Here is a 26,941-nt window from a genome sequence, read left to right on the forward strand (position 1 = left end):
ACGCCTGTGGCCCTTTGTCCGCGGGAGACCTGAAACGTTTCGACGTCCCTGTGCCGCCGTATGGCGGGCCAGTTGGAGAAGAGGTAACCACCCATGCCGCAGTCGGCTGAAAAAGTTCTCGACCACGCGCCCCTGTTCCGCGAGCCGGAATACAGGCAGATGCTTGCCGAGAAGAGGCTGAATTTCGAATGTCCTCACCCGGACCAGATCGTTACCGACCAAGGCGAATTCACCAAGACGTGGGAATACCGCGAAAAGAACCTTGCTCGCGAAGCGCTTGTCGTGAACCCCGCCAAGGCCTGCCAGCCGCTCGGCGCGGTGTTCGCGGCCGCAGGCTTCGAGCGAACCATGTCCTTCGTCCACGGCAGCCAAGGCTGCGTGGCCTATTACCGCTCGCACCTGTCGCGCCATTTCAAGGAGCCTGCTTCGGCGGTTTCCTCCTCGATGACCGAGGACGCGGCAGTGTTCGGCGGCCTGAAGAACCTGGTCGACGGGCTCGCCAACACGTACCAACTCTACGACCCGAAGATGATCGCCGTCTCGACTACTTGTATGGCGGAGGTCATTGGCGATGACCTGCACAGCTTCATCGAGAACGCCAAGGACGAAGGCTCGGTCCCGCGCGACTTCGACGTCCCCTTCGCCCATACGCCGGCCTTCGTCGGCAGTCATGTCGATGGCTACGACGTCACGCTCAAGGGGATTTTGGAGCATTTCTGGAAAGGCGAGGAGCGAACGGAAGCCGAGGGGACCATCAACGTCATTCCGGGTTTCGATGGCTTCTGTGTCGGCAACAACCGGGAACTCAAGCGCCTGCTCGATCTGATGGGCGTTTCTTATTCCTTCATCCAAGACGCCTCTGATCAGTTCGACACGCCGTCCGACGGCGAATACCGCATGTATGACGGCGGCACGAAGATCGAAGACGTGAGGAAGGCACTCAACGCCGAGGCGACACTTTCGCTACAGCATTACAACACCCGAAAAACACTGGAGTATTGCGAGGGGGTGGGGCAGGCGACTGCCTCGTTCCATTACCCACTCGGTGTCAAGGCGACTGACGACTTCTTGATGGAGGTCTCCGCGATTTCCGGCAAGCAAATCCCCGAGGCAATCCGCCTCGAGCGCGGCCGACTTGTTGACGCGATGGCGGACAGCCAATCCTGGCTACACGGCAAGAAATACGCCATCTATGGCGATCCGGACTTTGTCTACGCCATGGCCCGCTTCACCATGGAGACGGGCGGCGAGCCGACCCATTGCCTCGCCACCAGCGGCACCTCGGCGTGGGAAGCGGAGTTGAAGGAGCTGCTTGCATCATCGCCCTTCGGCAAGGGTGCTCAAGTCTGGGCGGGCAAGGACCTCTGGGCATTGCGCTCGTTGCTCTTCACCGAGCCGGTGGACCTGCTGATCGGCAACTCCTATGGCAAGTATCTGGAGCGCGACACGGGCACGCCGCTGATCCGGCTGACGTTTCCGATCTTCGATCGCCACCATCACCATCGGTTTGCGCTGATGGGCTACCAAGGCGGGTTGCGCGTCCTGACGACGATCCTCGACAAGATCTTCGACAAACTCGATCGCGAGACAAGCGAGACGGGCGTGACGGACTATTCGTATGACCTCACCCGCTAAGCGTGACGGTCGGCTTTGGCCGGTCGTCTTCCCGAGGGACTTTGGAGACCGACGCAATGTCCTTGCTCAGAGCCAAAATCCAGGATGTCTTCAACGAGCCTGCCTGCGAAAAGAACCGCGGCAAGGATGCCAAGGCGCGCAAAAAGGGCTGTTCGAAGCCACTGACCCCCGGAGCGGCGGCCGGTGGCTGTGCCTTCGATGGCGCCAAGATCGTGCTGCAGCCGATCACCGACGTCGCACACCTGATCCATGGGCCGCTCGCCTGCGAGGGCAATTCCTGGGACAACCGCGGTGCGGCTTCGTCCGGGCCAACGCTGTGGCGCACAAGCTTCACGACCGACCTCACCGAACTCGATGTTGTCATGGGGCAGGGCGAGCGGAAGCTCTTCAAAGCGATCCGCGAGATCAAGGAAGCGTATGGGCCGCCGGCGATCTTCGTCTATCCGACCTGCGTGACGGCGCTGATCGGCGACGACATCGAGGCTGTCTGCAAGCGCGCGGCGGAAAAGTTCGGCTTGGCCGTTGTACCGGTCAATTCGCCGGGCTTCGTCGGCTCCAAGAATCTCGGCAACAAGCTTGCCGGCGAGGCGTTGCTCGATCATGTCATCGGCACGATGGAGCCCGACGATGCCGGCCCTTACGACATCAACATTCTTGGCGAATTCAACCTCTCGGGCGAATTCTGGCTGGTGAAGCCGCTGCTGGATCGGCTCGGGATCCGGGTGCGCGCCTGCATTCCGGGTGACGCGCGTTACGTCGACATTGCCTGCGCGCACCGCGCCCGGGCGGCTATGGTGGTGTGCTCGACCGCGCTCATCAATCTCGCCCGCAAGATGGACGAGCGCTGGGACATCCCGTTCTTCGAAGGCTCCTTCTACGGGATCACCGACACCTCGGAAGCGCTCCGACAGATCTCTGAGCTGCTGGTGAAGCAGGGTGCCAATCCGGAGATCCTCGGCCGCACCGAGGTATTGATTGCAGAGGAAGAGGCGATCGCCTGGAAGAAGCTAGCCGCCTACCGGCCGAGGCTCGAAGGCAAGCGCGTGCTGCTCAACACCGGCGGCGTGAAGTCCTGGTCGGTCGTCCATGCGCTGACGGAGATCGGGATCGAGATCGTCGGCACCTCTGTCAAGAAGTCGACCGTCGAAGACAAGGAGCGGATCAAGCAGATCCTCAAGGACAACAACCATATATTCGAGCAGATGGCAGCGCGCGAGCTTTACGCCATGCTCTCCGAACACAAGGCCGATATCCTGCTATCAGGCGGGCGCACGCAATTCGTCGCTCTGAAGGCCAAGACACCCTGGCTCGATATCAACCAGGAGCGCCAACACCCTTACGCGGGCTATGACGGCATGGTGGAACTCGTACGCCAGATCGACCTGGCCATGCGTAACCCGATCTGGGGCCAGGTGCGGGGGCCGGCACCATGGGATTGCCCGCCTGCGGTGAGGAAGGAACGGCCGCGCACGAAAAGCGAGACCCTGACCTTGCATGCTGTCCAAGAATTCGCGGGCACGACGGCCAACGATTTCGGCGAGTGTCGAGGAAAGCCGATGGTCCGCATCCGTCCCCAGACCAAAGCGGCGGCGGTCAATCCGCTGAAGTCATCGCAGCCATTGGGTGCCGCCTTGGCCTTTCTTGGGGTCGACGGCGCGATGCCGTTGTTCCACGGCAGCCAGGGGTGCACCAGCTTCGCGCTCGTGCTCTTCGTGCGACATTTCAAGGAAGCCATTCCCTTGCAGACAACCGCGATGGACGAGGTGGCGACGATCCTCGGCGGGGCAGACCATCTGGAAGAGGCGATCCTCAACCTCAAGGCCCGCACAAAGCCAACGCTGATCGGGGTTTGCACGACCGCGCTGGTGGAAACCCGGGGCGAAGACTGCGCAGGAGATATCGCCAATATCAGGCTGAAGCGCACCAAAGAACTCGCGGGTACCGAGGTGGTGCTGGCCAACACACCAGACTTCGATGGTGCGGTCGAAGAGGGCTGGGCCAAAGCTGTCACCGCGATGATCGAAGGGATTACACGGCCCGGCGAGCAGGCGCGGCAATCGAAGAAGATCGTGATCCTGCCTGGCTGGAACCTCACCGTGGCTGACATCGAGCATTTGCGTGAGATGGTTGAGAGCTTTGGACTGAAGCCGGTGATTTTGCCGGACGTCTCCGGCTCGCTCGACGGTACGGTGCCCGACTGTTGGGTCACGACTACCTATGGCGGCACCAGCGTGGAGGATATCCGCGAGCTAGGCACGGCCGAGCGATGCATTGTCATCGGTGAGCATATGCGCCGCCCGGCCGAGGTGCTGCAGAGGTTGACCGGGGTTTCTTACGTGCTGTTCCGGTCGTTGACCGGATTGAGGGACGCCGACCGGTTCGTCTCGCTGTTGTCTGCAGTTTCGGGCGCGGCGGCGCCGGCTGGGGTGCGCCTTCGGCGGGCGCAGTTGCAGGACGCTTTGCTCGACGGACATTTCCACTTTGGAGGTAAGAAAATTGCGATCGCTGCTGAACCAGACCAACTCTACCAACTCGCGAGCTTCTTCATCGGCATGGGCTCCGAAATCGCGGCGGCGGTCACAACGGCCGCTATGTCGAAAATTCTGGAGGAAATGCCGGCGCAGTCGGTTCAAATCGGCGATCTCGGCGATTTGGAAGCGCTTGGCGCCGGCGCTGATCTTCTCGTTACTCATTCCCACGGCCGCCAGGCGGCGCAGCGCCTCGGCATTCCGCTCATGCGGGCCGGCTTCCCGATCTTCGACCGGCTCGGGGCCCAGCACAAGCTCACAATCCTCTACCAGGGGACCCGCGACCTGATCTTCGAGGTTGCCAACATTTTCGAAGCCAACGGGCGAGCGCCGACGCCTGAGGCGCTTGATCCACTCCGTAAGCGAGAAATGCCAGATGAACTCCGTCCGTCGCCTCTCGCTCGTCACTGACGAGGTTCACGTACCGACGCCGGAACGCCAAGCGGGCGCATTGCGCGTGGCGATCGCCACGCAGGACATGAAGAACCTCAACGCCCATTTCGGATCGGCCAGGCGCTTTGCTGTCTACGACGTGATGCGCGAGGAGTGGAATCTCGTGGAAGCCGTGGCCTTCGATGACGTTTCCGACGAGAGCGGGAAGCATCGAACCGAGGGCGACGACCGCATCACCCCGAAGGTGGAGGCGCTGAAGGGCTGCCATCTCCTGTTTTGTCTGGCGATCGGCGGACCTTCGGCAGCCAAACTCGTTACCGCAAAGATCCATCCGATCAAAGTGCCGCAGCCCCAGACCATCCAAGAGGTGCTGTTGCGCACGCAGATGATGCTCAGGACGTGTCCTCCCCCTTGGCTGCGCAAGGTGCTGGCGCAGGCAGGTGTCGCTGAACAGAAACCCTCCTTCGAGGACGAAAGCTGAAATGAGGAGTGGGCGAAATGTTTGAAGCCGCTGTTAGCCCTGCCGCCACCGAGGACGAGGCGGCCCTTGCCACCCCGTTCATCAAATGCCTCGTGCGGCTGATTCGTGCCAATGATTCCCACGGGTCATGGGAAGGCAAATCGGACGCCGAGCTGCTAGGCGACTTCATCATCACCAGGGAACAGCGCCGTGCAATTCCAATCATCGGCGATCCCGATCCGGACGTGCTGTGGAGGCTCGACAAGTTCTACACCGCCGTCGGGCTTGCGATTGAGGAACGCTCCGGCCTGATGGCATCCCCGATCATGGAGATGAGCCATGAGGGCTTCGGGCGCGTGCTTTTCACGGCCGGGCGACTGGTCGTTCTGTCGAAAACCCTGCGCGACGTCCACCGGTTCGGTTTCGAGACGTTCTGGAAACTCGCTGCGGCCGGTACCCAATTGGCCGGCGATGCCACCGCAGCCATTGAGGCTTATCCCGAGGTGGCGCGGGCGTGATGGAACCGATTTTCGATCGAGGGGATCATGTCAGGCCTTGAGGACATGCGAGCCCTCTCAATCGAGGCGGTCGAGGCCGATGTGGTTCTTGGGGTAGCGCTGATGAAGCCGGTGGTACTGATCTGTTCGCAAGATGCGGAGTTGTATCTGTTCCTCAGCCACATTCTGGGGGTGGACGGCTTCACGAGTGAGCCGGCAGGCGGCGTGAAGGAAGCACTTGCATTGGCCGATCAACGGGAGCTCCAGGCGGTCGTGCTGGACTGCGGGCCAGCAAGCGCGGCAGGCTCCACAATCTGCGCCCGGTTCAAGGGGGAGCCCCGGACCGGCCGCCTGCCCGTCATTGCGTTGATCGCGCCCGGCGCCGAGAACCAGCACCTCGATCTCTTGAAGGCAGGTGTTGACGAGAGCTTTGTGCGGCCCTTCGCACCGGCCAAGCTGCTTGACTGTCTACGCACGAAGTTGGCGCTGCCACAGCCGGGTTCAAACGGGATAAAAAACGGCAGCTGGCTCTGTTGCGGCAGCCTTGAGATGAAGCTCGATGCTCACCGGGTTCGAGGTAATGGCCACGAAATCCATCTCGGACCTCTCGAATTCAACCTGCTGCGGCAATTTCTTGAGGCTCCCGGCAAGGTCTTCAGCCGAGACGAGCTGATCGACGCGGCCTGGCCGGACAATATCCACGTCGGTGAACGCACTGTCGACGTCCATATCAGCCGGATCAGAAAGGCGCTGAAGGCGGCCTCGCCAGGTAGCGTTATTCATACTGTCAGGTCTGCGGGCTACTCGCTCGAGAAGCTGGACGACTGAATCGCGAACGGACGGTGTGCCACTCTCCATCTTTGTTGGAAGGCAAGTCTTGCGGTTCGAAACGCGCTACGGGCGCGACATCTCAGGGGGAAGCAGTCAGATGGCCTTCAAGAAAATACTCAGTGTGACGGGAGCTGACCATTCCGATCAGGACGTCGCAATAGCTGCTCGCTTGTGCGCCGAGGTCGGCGCGTATCTTTCCGTACTAATTATATCGCCTCCGCCGCTCCTGATGTCGCCTCCGGTTATTGGGTCCCCTCCGCCGTTGGGCGGTGGCATCCCCGAGTGGTCTAGACATCGCGCACACCACATTGCCGCACGGGAATTTTCACAGGACATGGCCAACCTGGAAAAGACATCGAGGGAAATTCACAAAGTGCTGAGAGCCACGTGGCGCTGCTATGATGTCGACACCGAACACTGCGACAAGGCTGGCGTCGGTGACGCGGTGCGACAGCGGGCGCTCTGCACCGACCTGACAATCGTCGGCCCCGCACTTCTCAATGAGACTAGTCTGGGTCCCCTTGTTATCAACGGCAGCTTGTTCGATACGGGAAAGCCGGTGCTTGTCGTACCGGAGGGCGCTGAGGCGACTCTGTCTCCGCGGCGCGTCCTGGTCGGCTGGGATTCGCGAGTCGAGGCGTCCCGTTCGGTTCGGGAAGCGCTGGATCTGCTATCCGGTGCTGAGGAAGTTCGTGTCGCACTCGTCGATCCGGAGGCGACCTGCACCGGAAACGGCGCCGAGCCGGGAGCTGATATCGCTGCCTATCTCACTCGGCACGGTGCTCGGGTGTCGGTTGACCTGCTGGCGAGCGCCGGAAAATCGGCAGCCACGGTGCTGGCGCAGCACGCAGTCGACACGTCTGCCGACATGATAGTCATGGGCGCTTATGGCAATCGCCGGCTGCGCGAGCGGCTCTTCGGTAGCGTGACGAGATGGATAGTTGGCAAGCCGCCTTTGCCGATGTTTTTGGCCCGCTGACGGGTTCTGAAGTAGCACCGATGCTGTCCAAGCTCTACTCCCCCGGGTCATCTATTCTGATACCAAGTCGGAGAAAGGTGGCCGCAACGCGCAGGTCTCGCGAAGCTCCTCGGAGCCAATCGGCACGCGCCCCCATTGCGTGCGAGCCTCGATGCGTCCCAGGCACAACACGGCGCCGATCTTGCCCGCACACAACCATGCAACCAGCCGATCGAAGCCGGGGCGCGCCACTGTTCCGCTTGCTGATCGGCCGAGATTGTCGTCGATGACTTCGATTTCGGCGAGCCGCGCTGTCGCGCAATGTCGGCCAGGTCATATTGCCGCCGCTGGCTCTCCCAGGTTGGTCATGACCTGGGACTGCGTCGACTGGCGCACATAGACGACAGCCTTGCGCTTCAAGAGCGCAGCTGGGATAAGATCAGTGCTGGTCATCATCGAGCTCCTCGACGACCAGACCGGTGGCCTGCATGAGGATTTGGGCGAGCGTCAGCAAGGCCTTCGCCCGCTCCACTTTGCTCATCCCCTCCAGCCTGTGGGGCTCGAATTCAGGCTCATCTGCCTGTCCGAGGTCGGTGCAGGCACGTTGTGCTGTTTCATCCACTTTCTCCCGTGCGATTCCATTCTCGCTTGGGAAGTTTGTGGGAACAGCGGCCGCCGTGACCAGCCTCTTCAGATCAGACAAAGCCGTGAGATTGTGGCGGACCAAATGTCATGCCCGCGCAAGCGGCCGAATCCACCATCCAGCCTGGAATCGATACGACAATGCCTGATGGGTATTGCACCCTGAGAAACTGGCCAGTCACCCGCTGTTCCACACGCCGCACGCTGACCTTTCGGCCAAAATATGGATGCCAGCGATAATGAACTTTCAGTTCGTCCCCGACATGGGCACAATGAACGGGTGATGGCTCTCGGCAGAAAGTCTTGGCTGTTCTGCGGTTCCGATCGCGGCGAACAGCGCGCTGCCGTTCTCTACAGCCTGATCGCCAGCGGCGTCATCTGGGTGTACGACGCCAACGATGACGACGGAATCTTGGCCTTCAGCGATGAAGGCATCGAGGAAGTCAAACTCCTCCTCGGAGAATATCATCGCGTCTACCCATCGAAAGCTTGACCCCAGCACCGCGGTGCTCAGGTGCTCATGGCCGCCGGATACGCACGTCTGCTGTCTTCACCGGACGGGTGCGTCTTAGCCTAAGCGCCTCGGAGAGTACCGGGGCGATGCCCGATTGGTCGTCGTAAGAACGTATGTCCGCCTCTGCCGGTGAGGTGGCTCGTCCTCCTGTGATGAGGATCGACTCGGCCCGACCGACCCTCGGACGCGCAGTGTAGGGCGAGCCACCTCACCGGCAGAGGCGGACATACGGTCTACGGTCCAAGCCGCTCCAGGCAGCCATATAGCGAGGGGGGACCACACGGCCTCTTCGCCACGGGACTGGCGGTTTGACCTCATCGAGCGGACAGGTTGGCCTTGTCGCTCGGACTGGTGCGAACCGCCTCGCCGCGGAATGCCCCTTCAACGCTCTTAGATATAGAGGATGATTCGTCAGACTTGGGCGTCACGACCGCTCTCTAGACGTGCGGTTTCCCAACTCTACGGAGTATGCCAGCCGGTCAAATGGCGATTCGGCAATTCCAAAGACCGAGAAGGAACGGTCCACTGTGGTCAACTTGTAGAGGCGTCGCAGTGTTGGATATCCATTGGGAATCCCGAAAGCCTGCTGTGCCTCCTCGGAGGCAGGTGCGGCATCAAGAAGCAGCCTCGTTTTCCGAAAGCGCCTCCCTTGATCGCGCAGTGCATCGCTTAAAAACTTATCTCCGAACTCATCAACGACTTTGTCGTTGAAAGAAAGCGGCAAGTAGGAAGTGTCAAACAGGATCGGCTTATCCTCGGCCGATATAACCTTTCGTATGCAAAGCATTTTTCCAGTTGGGGCATCAAGCTCACTGAAAGAGGGATCGCCGATTATCTCCATTGTCACAGATGTTGTTTCACTAAGCGTCCTATGCCTAAATCGTTCAGAAACTCCACTCGATAACATGCAGAAACCGAGGTCACGAACGAACCTGCGTCTCTCTCGTACGAAGATTCCAAGTCCAGGGACGGTACGAAGGATTCCTGTCGGCTGAAGGTCCCGCAGCGCACGCTTGATAGTTATTACACTTACGCCGAACTCCTCCGCTAATGCAGCAATGGGTGGCAGAGGCTCACCTACTTTGTATTTGTTTTTCATCACTCGCCGCATAATCTCCTGTCGGACCTTTTCGTGCAGCCTAACCGTTATTGGTCCCGTCATTCAGCAATCTCCAATAGGTATTGTAATCGCAACCTCAAGGACGTTATAAGTCGAGCTGCGGTTTAAGTGGTCTGCTTTTACCGGGGGCTTAACCAGCGTAGTAAGAGTTTGTTAATCAACATCGAGCGGGGTGCCACAGATGCCAGATCGCACTCGCTTGTTGGTAATTATGTTCAATGGGAAGCATTGTATCTAAGATGGCGCTCCTTGCCTTCTGGACGTTGGAAACATGCTCAAACCACCTCTTTCTGGCGAACTCGCGCGGTAACAGACTGACCGTCAAAATCATGAATGCGACTCAGCTTACATGGTGTCTGGATGTCGAAGAAGAAAACGCTCAAGCTTCACGCTCACCTTTTGAACAAAGGATATATTCGAGGATGTTCTGAGTGCCGACTGGGCCGTAGTAAGTAGCGCCCGTATTGCAGAAACCGGACGTTTGATAAACCTTTCTAGCTACAATATTGCGAACGTTTACTGCAAGCATGAAGCGAGCGACCCTTGGTCGGTTGGTTAGGATCCATTCTGCGGCAAGTCTCATAGCTGTCTTACCAAATCCACTGCGTTGATAAGCAGACCCCACGCGAAGACTGTGCAACGTGATTACGCCTGGTGCTGCCCATTCCGGCAGTGCCGTCTTTTCACGCAGAACAAAAAACCCAACAACTTGGTCGCTGACCACGATCGAGAAGGGATGCTCAAACTCGGAACAAGTGCTATTTCGAAGGTCCGAGAACACTACGTCCAATGGGTCTACGAACTGTTCCTGCTCTGGATCCAGCTTCAAATGGGCGACTGCGGCGTGATCGAAGCGAGACAAAGCTCTCAACGTCGCACCCCGCGCTTCGGAAGTAGGCGTGATCGCGGCGCGGTGCGCGCCCTCGATCGTTTCCAGACGATTTTGCTTTATAGACGGTGGAGGCAAGCGGGTTCCGGAAGATGACAGGGGGAACGAACGTCCGCGCGCATGGTCCATCGGGCTGCAAAGCACTTCGTCGAGAGTTCGCCTGCCCCAGGCAAAACAGGACCAGCCCGTTAGCTCTTCGCTGGGCGCAGCAACAGCCACTGGCTCTTCGCGGATGAACTGACGCCATCCAGGAACGGACGCGAGCCAGTCCTCGTTATAGACGGTCTCGGCATAACGATGTCCCTCATCAGGAAAGATGGTCACGACTTTCTTGCCAGGGTTCCTCTGCGACCACCAGTTCGCAACTTTGTATGCAGCACCACCGGTAGGTCCCATAAATAGTCCATGGTCTCGGTGTAAGCGATGGGTCGCATGAAATGCTTCCGCTTGTGTGAGCCAATGGACCTCGTCGAAATGTCTGTGATCGACATTGGAAGGAGTAATGCTAGCTTCCAACCTGGGAAGGCGTCGCCTGCCATTAGGTTGCCCAAACAGAACTGACTTTGGTGAATCAACGCCAATGGTGTGCAATCCGGGGAACGGAACTCGTAGGTACTTGGACGTGCCGCACATGGACCCCCCCGAACCAACGGGACCAACCAAACAATCGATCTCTCCCACCCGGTCGATGAGCAACTCCGCTAATTTCGCGTAGGCGAGCGGATTGTGCGGATTTGAGTGATAGGATGGCCAGTAGTTGCCGGGTATTTCTTTAAGATACTTGGTCAACCTGTCCAACCGCGCCTCATGAAATCCACCACCGCGCGCTGGTTTGTCGAGAACGTCCACGTGCACGTTAAGCTGGACGAGACGTGTGTGAAGGTGCCGGTCAAGCGCCGAGTCGCCCACCAGTGTAAGTTTGTAGCCGTACTGTGCACAAAGCATTGCCAAGGCGAGCCCAAAATTCCCCGTAGACGACTCGCAAATACTGGCACCTGTTTTCAGCAATCCTTGCTCCACGGCTCGTTCCAAAATGAACCGGGCAGGAAGAAGCTTCATGAGAAAAAAGCTGGCCCCATACAGGCCATCGCCTAGCTCGATGATTCTAGGATTCTCGAAATCCTCAAGGTTGCGCATCAGAACTCGGCTAACCACTTGCTGCTCCCAGGTCCGATTCAATGCCGGAAGATCGAAGACTCTAAACCTAACTTTCCCAGGTCACGCATCGCTAGATCCATATTTTCGGTGGTCCTTTCGTTCGCTGGGTCGAACATTATACCGGCAACTGTTCCGCTGTGGGCAACCTGTACCCCTAGAGCGCCATAGCGAGTGGCTATGGCTTCGATATCGTACATGCGGGGTTTTGGGAGGAATCTCTCGTTTATTAGAGCGCTTGCCGTAGCAACTCGGCCAAGCAGACGAAGATCGGAATCGTTGATCGCTTTACGCATAGCACTTCGGAGCGGCCGAAAGACCCCGATCTCGAACGCATTATACTGTGCCGGATTGAATGAGAGAGTGTCAACATTTTGACTAAGAGCTGTGTCTATGCTGATGAAGTCAATTGGCGGAAGCGGCTTTCTGAACGACTCTATCACGAATCCTTCGCGATGTGCGAAAAGCACCGCTTGTTGTGAAAACAGCGTCGAATCGCATGCTGTCTCCGCGCTTACTGCAATTTCCATTACGCTATGAGGTGTTGATTGGATGGCCAGGTAATTGAGAACGGCCAATATGCTGGCCAGCACATCAGCGGTAGATGAGCCCATGCCACGCCCAACGGGGATATTGCTTTCTATTGTAAGATGTCCTCGGATTGTCATCCGGGCGAATGTCTTGAGCGCGAGCTCCGCGGCTCGTTTTGCCTTTTCGCAATGCCGTGGGGTAACGGACAGCGTATCTCCGCCCTGCGTCTTGAACTTGGCTTTCGACTTGAGGTGGCGGCAAGGCAGCGATATGAGGCCGCGATGCAGACAACCATTTTGGTCTTCAAAAATGCCTTGAACGAGTTCCCCGTGATGACCGATTGCTTCACCGCACCCTTCTCCTGCGCGCATGGTAAACCTCGCCATATAAATTGAGACTTACGTTGGTGCCCGCTTCCCACGACATGAATAGGCGGAATTGTCTGCCGCCTTACGAGAAAAGACTCAAAAATCGTGCCAACTCCACAAGGAACACCCTGGGAGGTATCCTTCTGAATGATATTCAAAGGCTTAGTGAGAAGGTGGAGATAATCAGTTCGAATAGGACTTGTCGCAAATGTGACGAACACAACACTAGCTAGTGTCACCGTCGTTGGGCCAAGAGTCGGATCGGCGTCAATCCGCGCCGGAAGCGATTGCGCAGGGGGGGCTGGGTCGCAGAGGTTGCGGCACCGGTGGGTCTAGCTGCCGTTGACGATCCAGTGCCTTCCTTCTTCCAGATCATCGTTGTAGGCGGCCGATACCAGGACGCACAGCAGCATCACCGATCGGTCGAACTTGGCCCTTGAAATGACGAGATCCCCAGAGACCCAAGAGCGCCAATTACGTCGACTTTTTCACGGAGCTTGCGACAGAACCGCAACATCCGTGGTCGGGGAGCGAAACGGCCGGAGGGCGGTAGGGCGCTTGGCCAAATGACCGCGGCGACTAGATCATGACAAATTTGTGGGCTGCGCCACGGTGGCTCGCCGCGACTGATACGAACAAAATGGCTGGAATCGCACACGCATCAGCTAGGTATTCAAACGCACCGTCATGAATAACATAGGCTAAATAGATGAAAATCAATCACATTCTCACTTTCCCTTCCACCAATTCGAATTGGCATGAGATTTGAGGCACGCACTGCAAAGCTGCGGGAGCAGTCTACCCCTCAGAGCCCGCAATTGTAGCAAAGTAATGGCATTCGAATGAATATACACAAAAAACCGTTTGGTGAGAACGTCGTAGAAGCACTCACCCTGCCGAAATTCATACAAGTATCGCATAATATAGTTGCCGCGAAATTCGACTTAATGAAATTTACACCTGCGAAGCACATTCTCGACACTGCGCTCGCGACCGGGCAGTTACGAGCCGACGGTCATGTTGTTGAAAGCAGTTCTGGCACCTTCGCTCTAGCACTATCCATCCTTTGTTCTCTATATAATCTACGCCTGACGCTTGTTACCGGTCCAACTTCGCAAATCGTTCGCTGGAGACTGGAAAATTTGGGCGCAGCCCTGCATACGGTCCATGCAAGCAGAAATTGCGAAGGTGGGATTCAGCAAGCGCGTCTTGAGGTGTTATCCGAGTTGCGCTCCTCAATGCCTGAGAGTTTTTGGCCGCAACAATACACGAATCCGTTGAACTCTCTCTCATATGGACCGATTGCCGAGCGAGCTCTCCAGACACAACCCAAATTTCATTCAGTGGTTGGTACGGTTGGTAGCGGGGGCTCGCTCTTTGGAATTGCATCCATATTGCAACGCGAGAACCCGGACTTGGAAGTAATCGCGGTAGACCACAACCGAAGCGTGATTTTTGGTGCCCAGGCCGCGCGGATCAGCAGGATGTGCAGAGGAACGTTCGAACAAATCCTAGCCATGGGATCAGGAATTCCCATGGGCAATGTGAATTTTGAACTCTGCGACGAAGTTCACTGGGTACCAGTTCCGAAAATGGTTCAAAAGGTCCACGATTTCCATCGACGAACAGGAATGCTTGTCGGGCCGTCGAGCGGTGCCGCTCTCGCTGTCGCAGAGTGGCGGGCAGGTCAGGACCCCTCGCAGCAAGTGCTGACGATTCTCCCAGACCACGGCGTCCGTTATGTGGAGACGATGTTTGATCCCCGATGGTTGAACACATGGAATGAGGACCTTGCTCGGGATTGGGGAGGGCCAAGGGATATTTCTTCACTAGAAGAGGTATCGGACGAATGGTGTCGATTCAAATGGGGTCGACGCAGATACCGAGATGTAGCCGGGAGCGATCCGGCGCCCCGCCCGGCCGGGTATGATCCGTAAGATCCCATACTATGAGCCTTGCTGTCGGAAACGACAGCAAGAGGCAAAGCTGAAAAGAATAAGTGGGTCAGCAATTGCAGCAAATGGCAGAGATGATGACCAATCGCTTTCCCCAACCCTAGTGCTTTTCCTTGGGCCAGGATAGAAAGATCGAGCCGCATTACAGGCCCGGATTTAAGTTATCACTTGTGACATTGACCCTGATCCAGCGAACATTTTGCAATCGGGCGGGGTTCACATAGTCCTGACATACCAATCTCCGTCGACAATCAGCCCTTACCTGCGTCACCTATGCCGGTGCGGCGAGGAAAGCGCTTTGCAGATGGGAGCTACTCGCCAAGGATCGGAAAAGGTGTGATCGACGATTAAGCCGACGCCCACGCTGAACAAACGTCTTGAGTGGTCTAACCATAGGCAGGCACGGCATCCTTTTTCAGGTCCGTTGAGCGTGAGCTGTTCTCACAGGGCGTCCGTTTGGCATGGGGCTGCATTGGGCCGATTGGCCCATCGGCTTGTGCTGCGGTAGCCACTGGCTCTCGGGATTTACGGCGACAACCTTGACCTATTATTATACTCGGTATAACAAGTCACTTTCCTTCAGTCAGGTGAGGTACATGTACGACAGGCTTCTCGTTCGCGCGGATGAGTACCAGGAACGCATCGGCACACTTCGCAAGTGCATGGCAGAACAATCTGTTGATGCCTTCGTGATCTCGGACCAAGACAACTTTGAATATTTCAGCGGCTACAAGTCTCTGTTCTGGGCGTCCAAAGCTCGGCCTTATTTTCTTATCATTCTGAAGGATAGCGACGCAGTGATGGTCGTGGCAGCCGCTGCCGAAGCGAGGACATTTTGTCAAACGCCCGAATTGCCTGCAGGTCTGGTGCACCGGCAGTACTTTGGCTTCGTCGAGGGCGCGGTTAAGAAAGTGATCGAGGTTCTCGGGCAGGCCGACCTTCGCACAATTGCGCTGGATTACGGGTTCGAGAGTTTCGGTATCGGTTCCCTCAGTCTGGTAGAAAAGCTAAAGGACCAGTTTCATACAGCACAGCTTTTGGAAGGTGCGGATTTCATTTGGCGTATTCGAATGATCAAGACACCGGTGGAAGTTGCCCAAAAGCGGCTAACGCTCGAGATTGCGCATGACGCCTTCCACCATTGCCTGAAAAACGTGACGCTGGGAACGACGGAAAAGCAATTCGCTAAGGCATTGATGCTTGACCTGATCGAGCGTGGCGCTGAATCGGTTCCATGGCTCCCGGTGCGTTTCGGACGCAACGATTTCGCCTATAGTCTCCCGCCAACCGATCGGGCGCTGGCAAAGGATGATTTCATCTGGGTCGATATCGGTTGCCGCCTGTTTGGGTCGATTTCCGACGTCAACCGGATTGCCAAGGCCGGGCGCGCCACCAACGAAGAGCAAAGGATCTACACGCAGGTCCGAAACATGACGATTGGGACCTTGTCTGCAATGAAGCCGGGCATGACCGGTGCCGATATCTATGCCGTGTTCGAAGCGTTCGCCAAGCAGACTGAGTTGGGGCTGCCGAGCGCAACCGCATCCCGGATTGGCCATGGGTCTGGACGCAACCTGACGGAGCCACCCTCGATCGCGGCCACCTCGAAGGAGGTCATTCGTGAGGGGATGATCATCCACGTCGAGCCGAAATACGAATTGGACGGTGGAGTATTCCAGTTGGAGGAGGTTGCGGTGGTGACGACGGATGGCGCCGAACTAATTACAAAGCTTTCCGAAGAACGATTCCCTGAAGTTCTGCTCTAGTTCGTCTGAAGGAACAGTCGACCCGGATCTGCCGGTCTTCTTCGCGAAACTCTGGTTCTCATGCGGTGAGCCGTCCGATATCAGATATCCTTCGTCAGGAAAGAAGCAGAAAAAGAGACGCGAGGGCCAGTGATCTACTTCGAGTCATGCAAGATATATTCCAGGGCTTCGACATCACTGCGGCCCTAGCCATGCTCGGGCTATGCTGTGCGATCCCTTTTGCGGTGATTGCGGAGTCCTGCAGCATTTTCTGTGCCGTTGGGCGCGTCGCGCTGGTCAGCCAGTTGGAACGTCGCCTCGGGTTGACGGCACACACAGCATAAAAACGCAGGTGAAAAGGCTCATCATGATTGCGATCAATCCTCAAGATATGCCGGGTCGTAACGGCGAGGCAGTGCAAGCGGCCATTGATTGACGACCTGTCAAAATGGTACGAGATTTCCAAGTCTTGGCAGATCTCGAGGTGGCCCATGGCGGACGTTTCGTCATCTGTGGCCCCTCGGGATCTGGACAAATCGACGCTCATCCGATGCAGGTGCGTCAGAAGGGCCGGTAGTCGTAAATGGAGTAGAGCTCCGGCCCGGGATGAAGGGCCTAGTCGAGGTGCGGAGCAATGTCGGAATGGTCTTTCAGCACTTCAATCTGTTCCCGCATATGAGCGTGATTGAGATTGTAAGCTGGCCATGCGGCGCGTGCGCAAAATCGCCAAGTCACGGGTGCGCATAGGAGAACAGGCGCAGAAGTATCACAGCCAGTTACCGGGCGGACTGCAGCAGCGCGTCGCGATTGCCCGCGCGCTCTGCATGAAGCCTAAAGTGCTGCTTTTTGATGAACCGACCTCCGCACTTGACCCTGAAATGATCAAGGAAGTTCTCGACGTTATCAGGCTATTGGCAAAGGAAGGAATGACGATGGTTTGCGTGACCCATGAAATGGGCTTGATCTGAACCGCGGAAACAGGACCGTTCAGAATTGGAGTTTTCTGCTGTAATTTCCGGGTTGGGAGAACAGCGGAGAGCGATGAAGGCATCGAAGTTTTCGGACGCACAGAAGGCATTTATTCTGAAGGAGGTAGCGGACGGCATTCCGATGGCGGAGATCTGCCGCCGCCCGGGGATCAGCCAGGCGACCTACTTCAACTGGAAAGGAAATATGACGGGCCGCTGCCGACGGAGATGAAGCGACTGAACCAGCTTGAGGATGAGAACGGCAAGCTCAGTAAGCTGGTCGCCGACTTGTGGTTGGACAAGGAGATGCTGCAGGACGCGATCCGCCGAAAACTGTGAGGCCTAGATGCCTTTCATGTTTTGACGGAAGCATATCCAGCGTTGTTGAAGTAGTTTACGCCTTCGTCTGACTTGATGGTGCCGACTGGTGTGCCGAGATGGCGCCAAGTGTCTTCTACGGTGCGCTTTCTGGGCGTGTCGCATCCAATGCTTGGTCTTGGCGAAGGTTGCTCGATTGATGGTATGGATGGCTCCTGCTCCCGGCGTCGTATTGCGCCATTGTTGGGATGGTGTCGTCCCTAGCAGAGGAGCCATCCATGTCCGAACTTGCCACAGTTGGCGTCGATCTCGCAAAGAGTGTCTTCCAGATCCATGGTGTCGATGGGAACGGTCGGGTTCTCGTACGCCGTCAGCTTCGCCGCAGCCAATTGCTCGCCTTTTTCCAGAAGCGTCCGCGATGCTTGATCGGCATCGAGGCTTGCGCTGGTTCTCATGATCGGGGACGCAGGCTTCAGCAGATGGGGCATGACGTCCGTCTGATGCCGCCGTCCTATGTGAAGCCATACGTAAAGCGTGGGAAGACGGATGCTGCAGACGCGGCCGCCATCTGTGAAGCCGTGACGCGCCCTTCCATGCGGTTTGTCGCCATCAAGAGCGAAGCCTGCTCGTCGGTTCTGGTTCTTCACCGCACGCGGGACTTTTTCGTTCGCCAGCGCACGCAGATCGGCAACGCTATCCGAGCCCACATGACGGAGTTCGGCGTCATAGCGGCGAAGGGCGCTCAGAACGTCGATCGATTGAAGGAACAACTGGATTGGCTGCCGGAAGTGGCTCGGATGCCGGTGAGTTTGCTCATCAGTTGGCCGAGACGGACAAGCGGATCGAGCGGCTGACCGACGAGTTCGAAGAGACCTACGCGCAAAGCGAGACAAGCCAGCGTCTAGCCACAATCCCAAGTGTGGGGATGCTGTCGGCGGCGATCATCGCGGCGACGACGCCGGATGTCGACAATTTCGGCAGAGCAAGGGACTATGCCGCCTGGCTCGGTCTCACTCCCAAGCCGCACTCCACCGGAGGCAAGCAGAGGGTGGGCCGGATCGCGAACCGAGCTCGGACTGGCTATCGGGCATGCTGATGCGAAAGAAGACGAAGATCGTCGCCGTCGCTTTGGCGCATCGTATGGCAATATTCCCCGTCCTGAGGGACGGATCGCGTTACGAGCCGCAGGCAGCCTGACAGGCTCTCGGAATGGTCAGGGCAAAGCGAGGTGATGGCGAACAAACGGAGACGAAGAACCAGGACACCCCGATCAATCCGAAGCGCCTCGAGCGCGCTCGATTGAGTAGGACCTGTTCTCCAAGCGGATATTCATCAGGGCGCGCAGCGATCCCGTTGCACACTCAGATGCCGTATACATGGCCTCAACCGACCTGTTCACCAAACCCGATCCGATACCCTTGACCCGCAGGAGCCATCCATACACGGGTTGAGATCGGGCGAGTATGGCGGCAGGAACCAGAGCTTTGCGCTGCCGGCGGCCCTGATCGCATGACGGATGGCTGCGGATTTATGACTGCCCAAATTGTCGATGATCCCGATGTCGCCGGGCCGCAGTTTGGGAGCAGTTGCTGACGCACATAGGCGCGGAAGCATTCGCCGTTGATGGGGCCGTCGAAGACACATGGTGCGGTGAGTTTGTCGTAGCGCAACGCGCCCAGGGAGGTCAGGGTTCTCCAATGCCCGTGCGGGGCGAAGCCATAGGCGCTGTCCCTTTGGCCGCCAGCCGCGAAGCGGGGCCATGTTGGTCTTGATCCACGTCTCGTCTATGAAGACCAGAGCCGGATCGAGGCGACCCTGCCACGACCTCCAGCGTCGGCGACGACGGGCAATGTCGGCCCGGGCCTGCTCAAGAGCGAACAGCTTTTTTTTGAAACTCAGGCCCTCGCGCTCAAGAACATCCAGACCGCATTGTGCGAGATCGTCACCGCGCGTGCGCCCAACTCGTCCTTCAGCCGATGCAGCGTGTTGTTGCGGCGGTTGGCGCCGGCGAGAGCTGCCGTGCGGTGGCGTCGCGCTTTGGTATTGCAGTTTCGTCGGCGGTAAAGTGGTTGCAGCGTTGCCGTGCCACCGGCTCGGTTGCGCCAGGCAAGATGGGCGGGCACCGCAAGCGGGTACTGGAGCCGCATCGGGCCTTCATCGTGGAGCGGATCAACCAGACCTCTGATGTGACGTCGAAGATCGTTGGAAAGGGCTCGCGTCATCAGATGCTGGCCTCAGTCCAGCCAGCAGCTTGAATCACAAACACCCTTCTTTGGCAATCTGGAGATTCTCTCAACATGAAACGCTCTAGCTCGTGAGAGCAAGTCTTGCTTTTCGAGCCCGTTCCGCTGCGCGTGAGTCGGCTATCGGGAACGGCGCTCGACTGCGGTATGGAGTGACGGGTCGGGCTGTGCTGCGTTCAGTCGGGTGCGTTCAGCAGCACCGGCAGACCATCAGCCCAGCCGACCTGCACGATTGTTCCGGATAGTGGCGCGTAGTCGTCCCGACCTGACTCGACCGCAAATTGGTAGTCGCCGACCTGTACCATGGTTCGGTAACGGGCCCCTAGGAAGACCCGATCGATTACGACTCCTTGCCCGAAGACGAATCCGTTGTACGGCGTGCCTATTGGCGCGAGACGTACGTCCTCGGGTCTCACACTGAGCGCTGCTGGCTGCGTGTCATTAACCGCGGACGCGGCGCGGCAGTTGACTACCTGGTTACCCACATGAAGGGCGGCGCCTTCGCATGTCCTTCGTGCGACCCCGCGTATCAGGTTCGTGTCTCCCACAAACCTGGCTACGAAGATGTCAATTGGCGAAGCGTAGATGTGCTCCGGCGCGCCTTGCTGTCGGACATGCCCGTGATTCATCACCACGACCTTGTCCGACAGCAGGAATGCTTCGTCCTGATCGTGAGTGACATAGATAGCCGTTGTCCCGGTCTCTTGCTGTATCCGGCGTAGCTCGCTTCCGAGTTGCTGTCGCAGGCGGCGGTCTAGCGCCCCGAGGGGCTCATCGAGGAGCAACACTTTAGGTCCGTAAACGAGCGCTCGTCCGATTGCGACTCGTTGCTGCTGTCCGCCGCTCAACTGGTCCGGCCGGAGGTCTTTCTGGGCCTGTAAGCTAATCAATTCGAGGACCGTATCGACTCGGGTCGCCTGCTCCTGCTTCGACGCGCCCCTAATGCGCAGCGGATAAGCGATGTTTTGCGCGACCGTCATGTGGGGGAACAGCGCGTAGTGCTGGAAGACGAACCCAATATCGCGCTTCTGGACGGGCTCATTGGTCACGTCGTGTCCTCCTATGAGCACACGTCCTTCACTCGGCGTCAGCAGGCCCGCAAGAATGCGGAGGACTGTTGTTTTGCCGGAGCCGCTCGGTCCTAGCAGCGTGCAGAAGGATCCGGCATCAACGTGAAGATCGGTCGGTGCAAGCGCACGGAAGCCATTGTCGAAGGTGTGGCCGATCCGCTGAGCCGTTACCGCGGCAGCCCCTACCCCTAGGTTGGCGGCTGAACGGGGAATGGTCGTGGTCAACCGAGTTCCTTCAATACTGCTCATGCGGAAGCACCTCCTGGTTGCGACTTGACATCTTATTATACCATGTATACGTTCCTGTCTAGCGGTCATACTTAGCTTACCCGGCTGCCCTCCTAGCGGGCGCTGGCATAGTTGGTCGGCTGCTAAAAACGCTCTACAGAAAAGGGGAATACGGTGACTGATAAAATAAGGCAGTTGTGTCGGGTCATTGCGACCGGTTTGGCGATGATGCTTCTGGCGGTGGCAGCCGCGAGCGGAAGGGATGCGACGAAGTTCCCGGAAAGCGAGTTTCCATCTGCAACCTTTGATGGCTTGAGTGGCTCGCTCGTGTGGATGGATGCCAGTGGGGGGAAAAACACCGCGGCCAGGGATACCACTATTTGGAGGAACTTCACCGACCTCACCGGCGTGACGATGCAAGCCGATTTTATTGAGGACTCGACTAAGTTCCTGGTGATGGCGGAACACGGTTCACCTGTGCCGTGGAGCCTGCTCGAGTTCGGGGGTTGGGGATCGTGTCAGAGAGCCGCAGCGCTAGGCTATCTCGAGAAGATCGACGCCTCGAAGGTGCCTGTCGATAAGTTGGAGGGCGGAAGCTACAACGAGTACTGCATAAGCGCTATGCGATCCGGCGCAGTACTGACCTACAATACGGACAAATGGCCGACCTCGGGCGAGCATCCCAGCGACGTGGTCGATCTCTTCGACACGAAGAGATTCCCGGGCAAGCGCTGCTTGTATAAATACCCACAGTTCGGAGCGGTGCTGGAGAGCGCATTGCTTGCAGACGGCGTTACGCGCGACCACCTGTACCCGTTGGACGTAGAGCGCGCGCTTAAAAAGCTGGACTCCATCAAGGGTGACATTGTCTGGTGGACCGGTGGCGATCAAGTCATGCAGCTTTTTCAGAGTGGTGAGTGCGATTTGGGAGTCGTCTGGAGCGGACGCGCTTTCAATGCTGCGACCAAGGACGGCGCGCACTTGGCTGTCAGCTGGAAGAACGCGGTCCTCACCACTGGCGCGTATGCCGTGCCAAAAAACGCGCCGAACGCCGCTGCAGGGCAGGCCGCGCTTGCCATGTGGATCCTCGACAAGGCTGGGCAGCGTGACTACGTCAGAATAATGACCTACCCGACCCCGATAAAAGGACTAGGGTACCCAGAGGATTTGGCCCCGTGGGTGCCTGCTGGCAAGAACGCCGACTTGGCCATCCAGGAGGATGCTGACTTTTTTTCCAAAAACGAATCGACACTCGCGGACCAGTTCAACGCGTGGCTATTGAGCAAGTAAGTTTGGCGCGCGGGCGTGGCGTTAGCTGTGTACGCGCGTCAAATGGGGGCGTGTCGCGAAGGTGACAGACAAACCATAAGCGCCACGAACGCTGATCAACGCAATTGTCGCCACATGGTCCGCGTCCTCCGCCCATGCCGCTTGGTGCTGCACGTGAATTGGTCCAAATGACAATTGCTATTTTGTCCGACTGATCGAGGTCCCTCGGCAGGCTGCGGGACTCCAATAAGAGGGCGACTGCAGCAATTCGGCCCTGACAAGGGGGCTCGGCAGCACCCGGCATCTACACCGGTGCTGAACGCCTGCCCGACCTCGGCAAATCGCAATTCCAACGGGAGGATTTGTATCCATGACATCGGCCACGATGCCCCCACGTCGTCCCATGGCCCGCAAAGTCGGCCATTATATATGGGCGCCCGTAGCGGGGCTGCTGCCGTTGGTGCCAGCCATCCTCCTCCTGGCCGTCGCGTTCGTGTGGCCAATTTCCAGCGTGCTCAGGCGCAGCCTTAATCGCGCCGGCCAAGTCACCACCTCAGGCGGCATCACTTTTGAAAACTACATTTCCTTGTTTAGCAACGACCTACTACGTCAAATCTGGCTGGAGACTGTCAGGCTGGCGCTGTATGCGACGCCAATTACGGTCCTGCTGGCTTTCCCGACGGCCTATCTCATGTCGCGACTGCCGAGACGCGGCGGGCTGGCTCTCCTGGCATTGGTGACGACACCTTTCTGGGTCTCCATCCTCCTCCGATTGTTTGCCTTAACCGCTATCCTTGGTCGGAAGGGCGTTGTCAACGAGTTCTTCGCTCTGTTCGGCCTTGGGCCCTTCGATCTCCTCTTCAACACGAGGGCAACCGTTATCGGGATGGTGACTTATCTGCTACCATACATGATCCTAGTACTGTACGGCGCTATGACCAGCATCGACACCTCCTTATTGACCGCGGCCAGGACAATGGGTGCGTCCGGGCGACAGACGTTCCTGCACATCTACCTGCCGCAAGTGCGATCTGCCGTCATCAGCGGTACGACCTTGGTCTTTGTCATTGGCCTCAGCTTCTTCCTGACCCCCGCGATCCTCGGCGCTCCCAACAACATCACTCTCCCGATTTACATAGCGCAGAAAATCAAAGTCTTCGAATGGGCCACCGCAAGTGCGGCCGGTATCGCTTTGCTGGTCGTGAGCTCAGTCGGCTACGCCATCGCCATCAAAATCGGCGGAGCGAGCCTCCTTACTGGCAGCTATGCTGTCGGCCGCGGGGTGGCTGGACGAGAGCCGTTGCGGCTGAGCGTCGGCACGGTTGTCTCATGGATCGCGGTTGGCATCGTCCTTCTGCTTCTCCTGTTACCTATCTTCATTATCATTCCGGCCTCCTTCGGAACAACGAGCCAGATCCAATTCCCACCCAAGGGATTTACCACCGGTTGGTACGCTCAGGTCTTACATGACCCGATCTGGGTCGGGGCATTCATCAAGACTGTTCGCGTCGGGCTCGGGACGGCGGTACTGTCGGTAGCCGTTGCGCTCGGCCTCGCTAGAGCCGGGATCAGGGTTCAGCGCAACTGGATCCGAACAACTATCCAATCAATGGCCTTTGCGCCGCTAGTGGTTCCGGGAATCCTGCTGGCCGTCGGCATCTATGATGTCCAACTGACACTGGGAACTGTCGACACCGACTTGGGACTAATCCTCGGTCACTCGGTTAGCGCCTTTCCACTCGCGTTCATTCTCGTGTCCAATGGGATGTCCAAGCTCGACAGTTCGCTGGAGACAGCAGCGTGGTCCTTGGGGGCCTTCCGCTTTCGGGCGTTCTGGACCATCCTCATCCCCAATCTCGTGCCTGCTCTGGTGGCTGCCTTCGTTCTGTCATTTATGACGTCCTTCGATGAGGTGATGGTGGCGCTCTTCCTGACGGGCCTGAACAAGACACTACCCATAGTCATCTACTCACTCGTTCTAACCGGCGTTACTCCTGCTGTCGGGGCAGTCGCTGTGCTCCTCATCCTGCCGGTTGTCGTTGGCGTTATCGGGACCTTGCTCTGGAGCGGATGCCGCCCCGCTACGGCTGCCGACACCTAGCCTCGAACTGCCGGTGGACCTCTACTGGGCTGATCCGAACTGAATGGAGTTTGGGCAGGATGGTGGGTCATGCGCTCTGGCGAGATGTGAGCCGATTGAAAATTAGAACATCAAGCGAGTGAGAAGAACATGAACGATGGGATCTCCGATATGACGCCTTTCGCAACGCAGGCGCTACTGGACGAAGTTAAAACCTGGGTCGAGATCGAAAGCCCATCGATCGATGCTGTAGCCGTGAACCGCCTGATGGATAAGATCGAGGCTGATGCCAATGCTGCCGGTGCGTCGATGAAGCGTATCCCGGGCCGCGACGGTTACGGTGACCAACTCCTTGTTACTTCGCCGTGGGGCGGCGAGGAGCCCGGCGTGCTCGTGGTGAGCCATGTCGACACCGTACATCCTGTAGGAACACTGACCCGCGAACTTCCCTTCCGGGTCGAGGGAGACATCGCCTATGGACCGGGCATTTACGACATGAAGGGCGGGGCCGTGATCGCATTTGCCGCTCTGCGTCATTTAATCCGTGTCGGTGGGCCTGGGAAGCTTCCGATCCGCCATCTTTTCGTTCCGGATGAGGAGGTTGGAAGTCCCACCTCGCGCGAGCTCATTGAAGAGGAGGCGCGCCGCGCCAGTTACGTACTGGTCACCGAGCCCGCGCGTGACGGCGGCAAGATCGTCACTTCGCGTAAAGGCGGCACCGCAACCTTCGACCTGACAGTAACGGGTCGCTCGGAGCACTCTCTGCACCCAAAAAACGGTCGCAGCGCCGTGCGCGAGCTCGCGCGGCAAATCCTCGAACTCGAGTCGATGAGCGACTACGATACAGGCCTCACGGTGAACGTCGGCGTCATCGGCGGAGGGACCAGCACGAGCATGGTGCCCGGGCATGCTTACGCTAAGATCAGCATGAGTGCACCCGATTCGGAAATCACCGAGAAAACCATAGCACGCGTCTTGGCGCTCAAATCAAACGATCCGGACGTGACAATCGAGATCACCGCCGAGAGGGGCCGTCGTCCAGGATACGAGAAATCACCTGAAATCGAGGCGCTGTTCCAGCATGCGCGCGGGCTTGCGGCAGAAATCGGTTTCGTGCTCGAAGGCGTCAATGGCCCAATCGGCGGGGACGCCAATTTCACAGCCCAGTTTGCGCCGACGCTCGATGGAATGGGGCCTGACGGCAAGGGTGCGCACGGCCTTCAGGAGCAGATCTCCATTTCATCGCTGGTACCACGGGCCACGCTGTTGCTACGCCTCTTCGAGACGCTAGGGTAGTATCTCGCCTTTTGTGCGAAAAACCAGGGTCCCGATCCCGTGGTCAGTGACACTTGTATGGGGGTGATGAATGTCAAGCGTGATCTGCGCGGCCCCCTCAGCCCCTGTCGTCGATCTGGCTGGCCGGCCGCGCCGATGTGACTTCAGATTGCCATAAAGCCTGAGATGATCACGCCACTCGTAAAGTCATTGGGGACTGATGCCTCATCGGCCAACTTGCTGACCATTTCGCCCGCCTCCTTGCGTTTGAGAAGCCCCAGCTTTGGTCCTCATCAATAGCTCTAAGCCTTCCGGCCATGCCCCAGTTTCCTCTGCTGCAGGGAAACTGTCCGCGATTTTATGTGTCTCAGGCTAGGGTACACTCCAAAGGCTGACCATGAGACAATTGAGACAACTGCTTCGCCTAAACGCGGACGGCATAAGCCTTCGCGACATTTGCACCATGCTTGGGATTGCCCGCAGCACGGTGCAGGACAACATAGAGCGAGCGACTTCTGCCGGCCTTTCCTGGCCGTGACCGGCAGAGCTGACGGACGATGCTCTCGAGTATCGGCTCTTCTCCCCGTCAGGGCGGCAAACAAGGGATACGCCGACGCACCGAGCCTGACTGGGGGCGATGGCCGTCGAACTGAAGAAGCCGGGCGTGACGCTGTCGATCCTGTGGGAGGAGTATCGGGCGGTTCATCGGGAAGACTACGCCTAAAGCCGTTTTTGTGATCTCTTTAGAGGCTTCGAGCGGCCGCTGTCGCCAACGATGCGCCAGGATTATGTCGCCGGTGACAAGGTGTTCGTCGACTACTCCGGCAAGAAGCTGTCCATCGCGGGCCGCAAGACCGGGAGATCCGCGAGGCCGCGATCTTCTCGAGGTGCTCGGCGCGTCGAGCTACACCTTCGCCGAGGCGACCTGGAGCCAGCTTGGGCATGATGGCATCGCACGACGGTGTCGGCGTTCTGCCGGCGCGACCGAAGCGACCGTAAAGCCAAGGTCGAATGTGGCGTCCCTTTCGCACAGAGCTGCAATCTCGGCCGGCGGTGCAACCAGACTTTACTTTCTCTCCCTGGACGAAGCCGGGTAGTGCGCTGAGAGTTCTGCAAATTCGCTGAGAGGGGGCGGTCATGGCAGGCTGGTGATTGTTCACGTCACCGATTCCCGCGAAGGAACGCCACCATGACCAAGACTGAAGTTAAGACCGCCAGCGCTGCCGTCAAAGACATTTTGCTTTCGAACCCGGATGGATTGCACGAAGT

At 58.1% G+C, this 26,941-nt stretch carries 19 protein-coding genes and 6 pseudogenes; 17 read left to right on the forward strand and 8 right to left on the reverse strand.

All coding sequences use genetic code 11. The annotated features are described in order from the left end of the window. Positions 1 to 93 precede the first annotated feature (93 nt). The 6 genes from nifK (at position 94) to NKJ76_RS28025 (ending at position 7,323) form a co-directional block, all read left to right on the forward strand. Positions 94 to 1,635 (forward strand): nitrogenase molybdenum-iron protein subunit beta, encoded by a 1,542-nt coding sequence (nifK, locus tag NKJ76_RS28000; protein ID WP_352538858.1) that lies wholly within the window; start codon positions 94 to 96, stop codon positions 1,633 to 1,635. A gap of 56 nt (positions 1,636 to 1,691) precedes the next feature. After that, the gene (locus NKJ76_RS28005; protein ID WP_352538859.1) at positions 1,692 to 4,574 is read left to right on the forward strand and encodes a bifunctional nitrogenase iron-molybdenum cofactor biosynthesis protein NifEN; all 2,883 of its coding nucleotides are present in this window, start codon (positions 1,692 to 1,694) and stop codon (positions 4,572 to 4,574) included. After that, a complete protein-coding gene (gene nifX, locus NKJ76_RS28010; RefSeq protein ID WP_352538860.1) occupies positions 4,540 to 5,037 on the forward strand; it encodes a nitrogen fixation protein NifX in 498 nt (165 codons plus the stop codon). Before NKJ76_RS28005 ends, nifX begins: the two co-directional genes overlap by 35 nt. Positions 5,038 to 5,054: 17 nt before the next feature. After that, complete coding sequence (locus tag NKJ76_RS28015) at positions 5,055 to 5,534, forward strand: NifX-associated nitrogen fixation protein (protein ID WP_352498674.1); 480 nt, start codon at positions 5,055 to 5,057, stop codon at positions 5,532 to 5,534. Positions 5,535 to 5,561: 27 nt separating this feature from the next. After that, positions 5,562 to 6,341: a winged helix-turn-helix transcriptional regulator gene (locus NKJ76_RS28020; RefSeq protein WP_352538861.1), complete on the forward strand. Its 780-nt coding sequence runs from the start codon at positions 5,562 to 5,564 to the stop codon at positions 6,339 to 6,341. 337 nt (positions 6,342 to 6,678) lie between these two features. Continuing rightward, positions 6,679 to 7,323: a universal stress protein gene (locus NKJ76_RS28025; RefSeq protein WP_352538862.1), complete on the forward strand. Its 645-nt coding sequence runs from the start codon at positions 6,679 to 6,681 to the stop codon at positions 7,321 to 7,323. 131 nt (positions 7,324 to 7,454) lie between these two features. Here the strand turns inward: NKJ76_RS28025 and NKJ76_RS28030 are convergent. Next, a pseudogene (locus NKJ76_RS28030) lies at positions 7,455 to 7,755 on the reverse strand (recombinase family protein); the annotation flags it as partial. Beyond that, complete coding sequence (locus NKJ76_RS28035; protein ID WP_352538863.1) at positions 7,742 to 8,029, reverse strand: hypothetical protein; 288 nt, start codon at positions 8,027 to 8,029, stop codon at positions 7,742 to 7,744. The gene NKJ76_RS28035 and the pseudogene NKJ76_RS28030, both read right to left, overlap by 14 nt. Positions 8,030 to 8,167: 138 nt before the next feature. On the opposite strand from NKJ76_RS28035, the gene NKJ76_RS28040 reads away from it, so the two are divergent. Further along, complete coding sequence (locus NKJ76_RS28040) at positions 8,168 to 8,437, forward strand: hypothetical protein (protein ID WP_352538876.1); 270 nt, start codon at positions 8,168 to 8,170, stop codon at positions 8,435 to 8,437. Positions 8,438 to 8,882: 445 nt separating this feature from the next. On the opposite strand, the gene NKJ76_RS28045 is transcribed toward NKJ76_RS28040, so the two are convergent. From NKJ76_RS28045 to NKJ76_RS28055, 3 genes are all read right to left on the reverse strand, one after another. Continuing rightward, positions 8,883 to 9,620: a GntR family transcriptional regulator gene (locus NKJ76_RS28045; RefSeq protein WP_352538864.1), complete on the reverse strand. Its 738-nt coding sequence runs from the start codon at positions 9,618 to 9,620 to the stop codon at positions 8,883 to 8,885. A 337-nt stretch (positions 9,621 to 9,957) separates the two neighbouring features. Further along, positions 9,958 to 11,604 (reverse strand): pyridoxal-phosphate dependent enzyme, encoded by a 1,647-nt coding sequence (locus NKJ76_RS28050; RefSeq protein ID WP_352538865.1) that lies wholly within the window; start codon positions 11,602 to 11,604, stop codon positions 9,958 to 9,960. A gap of 38 nt (positions 11,605 to 11,642) precedes the next feature. After that, complete coding sequence (locus NKJ76_RS28055) at positions 11,643 to 12,524, reverse strand: GHMP family kinase ATP-binding protein (protein WP_352538866.1); 882 nt, start codon at positions 12,522 to 12,524, stop codon at positions 11,643 to 11,645. An 839-nt stretch (positions 12,525 to 13,363) separates the two neighbouring features. Between NKJ76_RS28055 and NKJ76_RS28060 the strand changes: the two genes are divergently transcribed. The 4 genes and pseudogenes from NKJ76_RS28060 to NKJ76_RS28075 all read left to right on the forward strand — a co-directional run. Further along, positions 13,364 to 14,458, forward strand: coding sequence for a pyridoxal-phosphate dependent enzyme (locus NKJ76_RS28060; protein ID WP_352538867.1), 1,095 nt, complete (start codon positions 13,364 to 13,366; stop codon positions 14,456 to 14,458). 614 nt (positions 14,459 to 15,072) lie between these two features. Continuing rightward, positions 15,073 to 16,242, forward strand: a complete 1,170-nt coding sequence (locus NKJ76_RS28065) for a M24 family metallopeptidase (protein ID WP_352538868.1) — start codon at positions 15,073 to 15,075, stop codon at positions 16,240 to 16,242. A 407-nt stretch (positions 16,243 to 16,649) separates the two neighbouring features. Then, positions 16,650 to 17,180, forward strand: a pseudogene (locus NKJ76_RS28070) (amino acid ABC transporter ATP-binding protein); the annotation flags it as partial. Positions 17,181 to 17,262: 82 nt separating this feature from the next. After that, positions 17,263 to 17,522: pseudogene (locus NKJ76_RS28075) on the forward strand (transposase); the annotation flags it as partial. Positions 17,523 to 17,542: 20 nt separating this feature from the next. On the opposite strand, the pseudogene NKJ76_RS28080 reads toward NKJ76_RS28075, so the two are convergent. Continuing rightward, positions 17,543 to 17,693 (reverse strand): annotated as a pseudogene (locus NKJ76_RS28080) (IS630 family transposase); the annotation flags it as partial. Between the two features lie 92 nt (positions 17,694 to 17,785). On the opposite strand from NKJ76_RS28080, the pseudogene NKJ76_RS28085 reads away from it, so the two are divergent. Continuing rightward, positions 17,786 to 18,704: pseudogene (locus NKJ76_RS28085) on the forward strand (IS110 family RNA-guided transposase). Between the two features lie 198 nt (positions 18,705 to 18,902). Here NKJ76_RS28085 and NKJ76_RS28090 read toward each other — a convergent pair. Continuing rightward, positions 18,903 to 19,268: a transposase gene (locus NKJ76_RS28090; RefSeq protein WP_352538869.1), complete on the reverse strand. Its 366-nt coding sequence runs from the start codon at positions 19,266 to 19,268 to the stop codon at positions 18,903 to 18,905. 215 nt (positions 19,269 to 19,483) lie between these two features. Here NKJ76_RS28090 and NKJ76_RS28095 point away from each other — a divergent pair. After that, positions 19,484 to 19,699 (forward strand): annotated as a pseudogene (locus NKJ76_RS28095) (IS630 family transposase); the annotation flags it as partial. Between the two features lie 227 nt (positions 19,700 to 19,926). Here NKJ76_RS28095 and NKJ76_RS28100 read toward each other — a convergent pair. Then, positions 19,927 to 21,069, reverse strand: a complete 1,143-nt coding sequence (locus NKJ76_RS28100) for an ABC transporter ATP-binding protein (protein ID WP_352538870.1) — start codon at positions 21,067 to 21,069, stop codon at positions 19,927 to 19,929. Between the two features lie 153 nt (positions 21,070 to 21,222). Between NKJ76_RS28100 and NKJ76_RS28105 the strand changes: the two genes are divergently transcribed. The 4 genes from NKJ76_RS28105 (at position 21,223) to NKJ76_RS28120 (ending at position 26,210) form a co-directional block, all read left to right on the forward strand. After that, the gene (locus NKJ76_RS28105) at positions 21,223 to 22,338 is read left to right on the forward strand and encodes an extracellular solute-binding protein (protein WP_352538871.1); all 1,116 of its coding nucleotides are present in this window, start codon (positions 21,223 to 21,225) and stop codon (positions 22,336 to 22,338) included. Positions 22,339 to 22,720: 382 nt separating this feature from the next. Further along, entirely contained in the window at positions 22,721 to 24,418 is a 1,698-nt protein-coding gene (locus tag NKJ76_RS28110; protein ID WP_352538872.1) for an ABC transporter permease subunit, read from the forward strand. Positions 24,419 to 24,547: 129 nt separating this feature from the next. Then, the gene (locus NKJ76_RS28115; protein ID WP_352538873.1) at positions 24,548 to 25,693 is read left to right on the forward strand and encodes a M20 family metallopeptidase; all 1,146 of its coding nucleotides are present in this window, start codon (positions 24,548 to 24,550) and stop codon (positions 25,691 to 25,693) included. A gap of 376 nt (positions 25,694 to 26,069) precedes the next feature. Continuing rightward, positions 26,070 to 26,210 (forward strand): helix-turn-helix domain-containing protein, encoded by a 141-nt coding sequence (locus NKJ76_RS28120; RefSeq protein ID WP_352538874.1) that lies wholly within the window; start codon positions 26,070 to 26,072, stop codon positions 26,208 to 26,210. The last annotated feature ends 731 nt before the right edge of the window (positions 26,211 to 26,941 follow it).

Source organism: Mesorhizobium sp. M0029 (genome assembly GCF_040323735.1).
Lineage (GTDB): Bacteria > Pseudomonadota > Alphaproteobacteria > Rhizobiales > Rhizobiaceae > Mesorhizobium.

Coding starts and splice junctions, on each gene's coding strand:
- nifK (WP_352538858.1), top strand. CDS start 94: ATGCCGCAGTCGGCTGAAAAAGTTCTCGACCACGCGCCCCTGTTCCGC.
- NKJ76_RS28005 (WP_352538859.1), top strand. CDS start 1,692: ATGTCCTTGCTCAGAGCCAAAATCCAGGATGTCTTCAACGAGCCTGCC.
- nifX (WP_352538860.1), top strand. CDS start 4,540: ATGAACTCCGTCCGTCGCCTCTCGCTCGTCACTGACGAGGTTCACGTA.
- NKJ76_RS28015 (WP_352498674.1), top strand. CDS start 5,055: ATGTTTGAAGCCGCTGTTAGCCCTGCCGCCACCGAGGACGAGGCGGCC.
- NKJ76_RS28020 (WP_352538861.1), top strand. CDS start 5,562: ATGTCAGGCCTTGAGGACATGCGAGCCCTCTCAATCGAGGCGGTCGAG.
- NKJ76_RS28025 (WP_352538862.1), top strand. CDS start 6,679: ATGGCCAACCTGGAAAAGACATCGAGGGAAATTCACAAAGTGCTGAGA.
- NKJ76_RS28040 (WP_352538876.1), top strand. CDS start 8,168: ATGGATGCCAGCGATAATGAACTTTCAGTTCGTCCCCGACATGGGCAC.
- NKJ76_RS28045 (WP_352538864.1), bottom strand. CDS start 9,620: ATGACGGGACCAATAACGGTTAGGCTGCACGAAAAGGTCCGACAGGAG.
- NKJ76_RS28050 (WP_352538865.1), bottom strand. CDS start 11,604: ATGCGCAACCTTGAGGATTTCGAGAATCCTAGAATCATCGAGCTAGGC.
- NKJ76_RS28055 (WP_352538866.1), bottom strand. CDS start 12,524: ATGCGCGCAGGAGAAGGGTGCGGTGAAGCAATCGGTCATCACGGGGAA.
- NKJ76_RS28060 (WP_352538867.1), top strand. CDS start 13,364: ATGAATATACACAAAAAACCGTTTGGTGAGAACGTCGTAGAAGCACTC.
- NKJ76_RS28065 (WP_352538868.1), top strand. CDS start 15,073: ATGTACGACAGGCTTCTCGTTCGCGCGGATGAGTACCAGGAACGCATC.
- NKJ76_RS28090 (WP_352538869.1), bottom strand. CDS start 19,268: ATGGCCCCGCTTCGCGGCTGGCGGCCAAAGGGACAGCGCCTATGGCTT.
- NKJ76_RS28100 (WP_352538870.1), bottom strand. CDS start 21,069: ATGAGCAGTATTGAAGGAACTCGGTTGACCACGACCATTCCCCGTTCA.
- NKJ76_RS28110 (WP_352538872.1), top strand. CDS start 22,721: ATGGCCCGCAAAGTCGGCCATTATATATGGGCGCCCGTAGCGGGGCTG.
- NKJ76_RS28115 (WP_352538873.1), top strand. CDS start 24,548: ATGAACGATGGGATCTCCGATATGACGCCTTTCGCAACGCAGGCGCTA.
- NKJ76_RS28120 (WP_352538874.1), top strand. CDS start 26,070: ATGAGACAATTGAGACAACTGCTTCGCCTAAACGCGGACGGCATAAGC.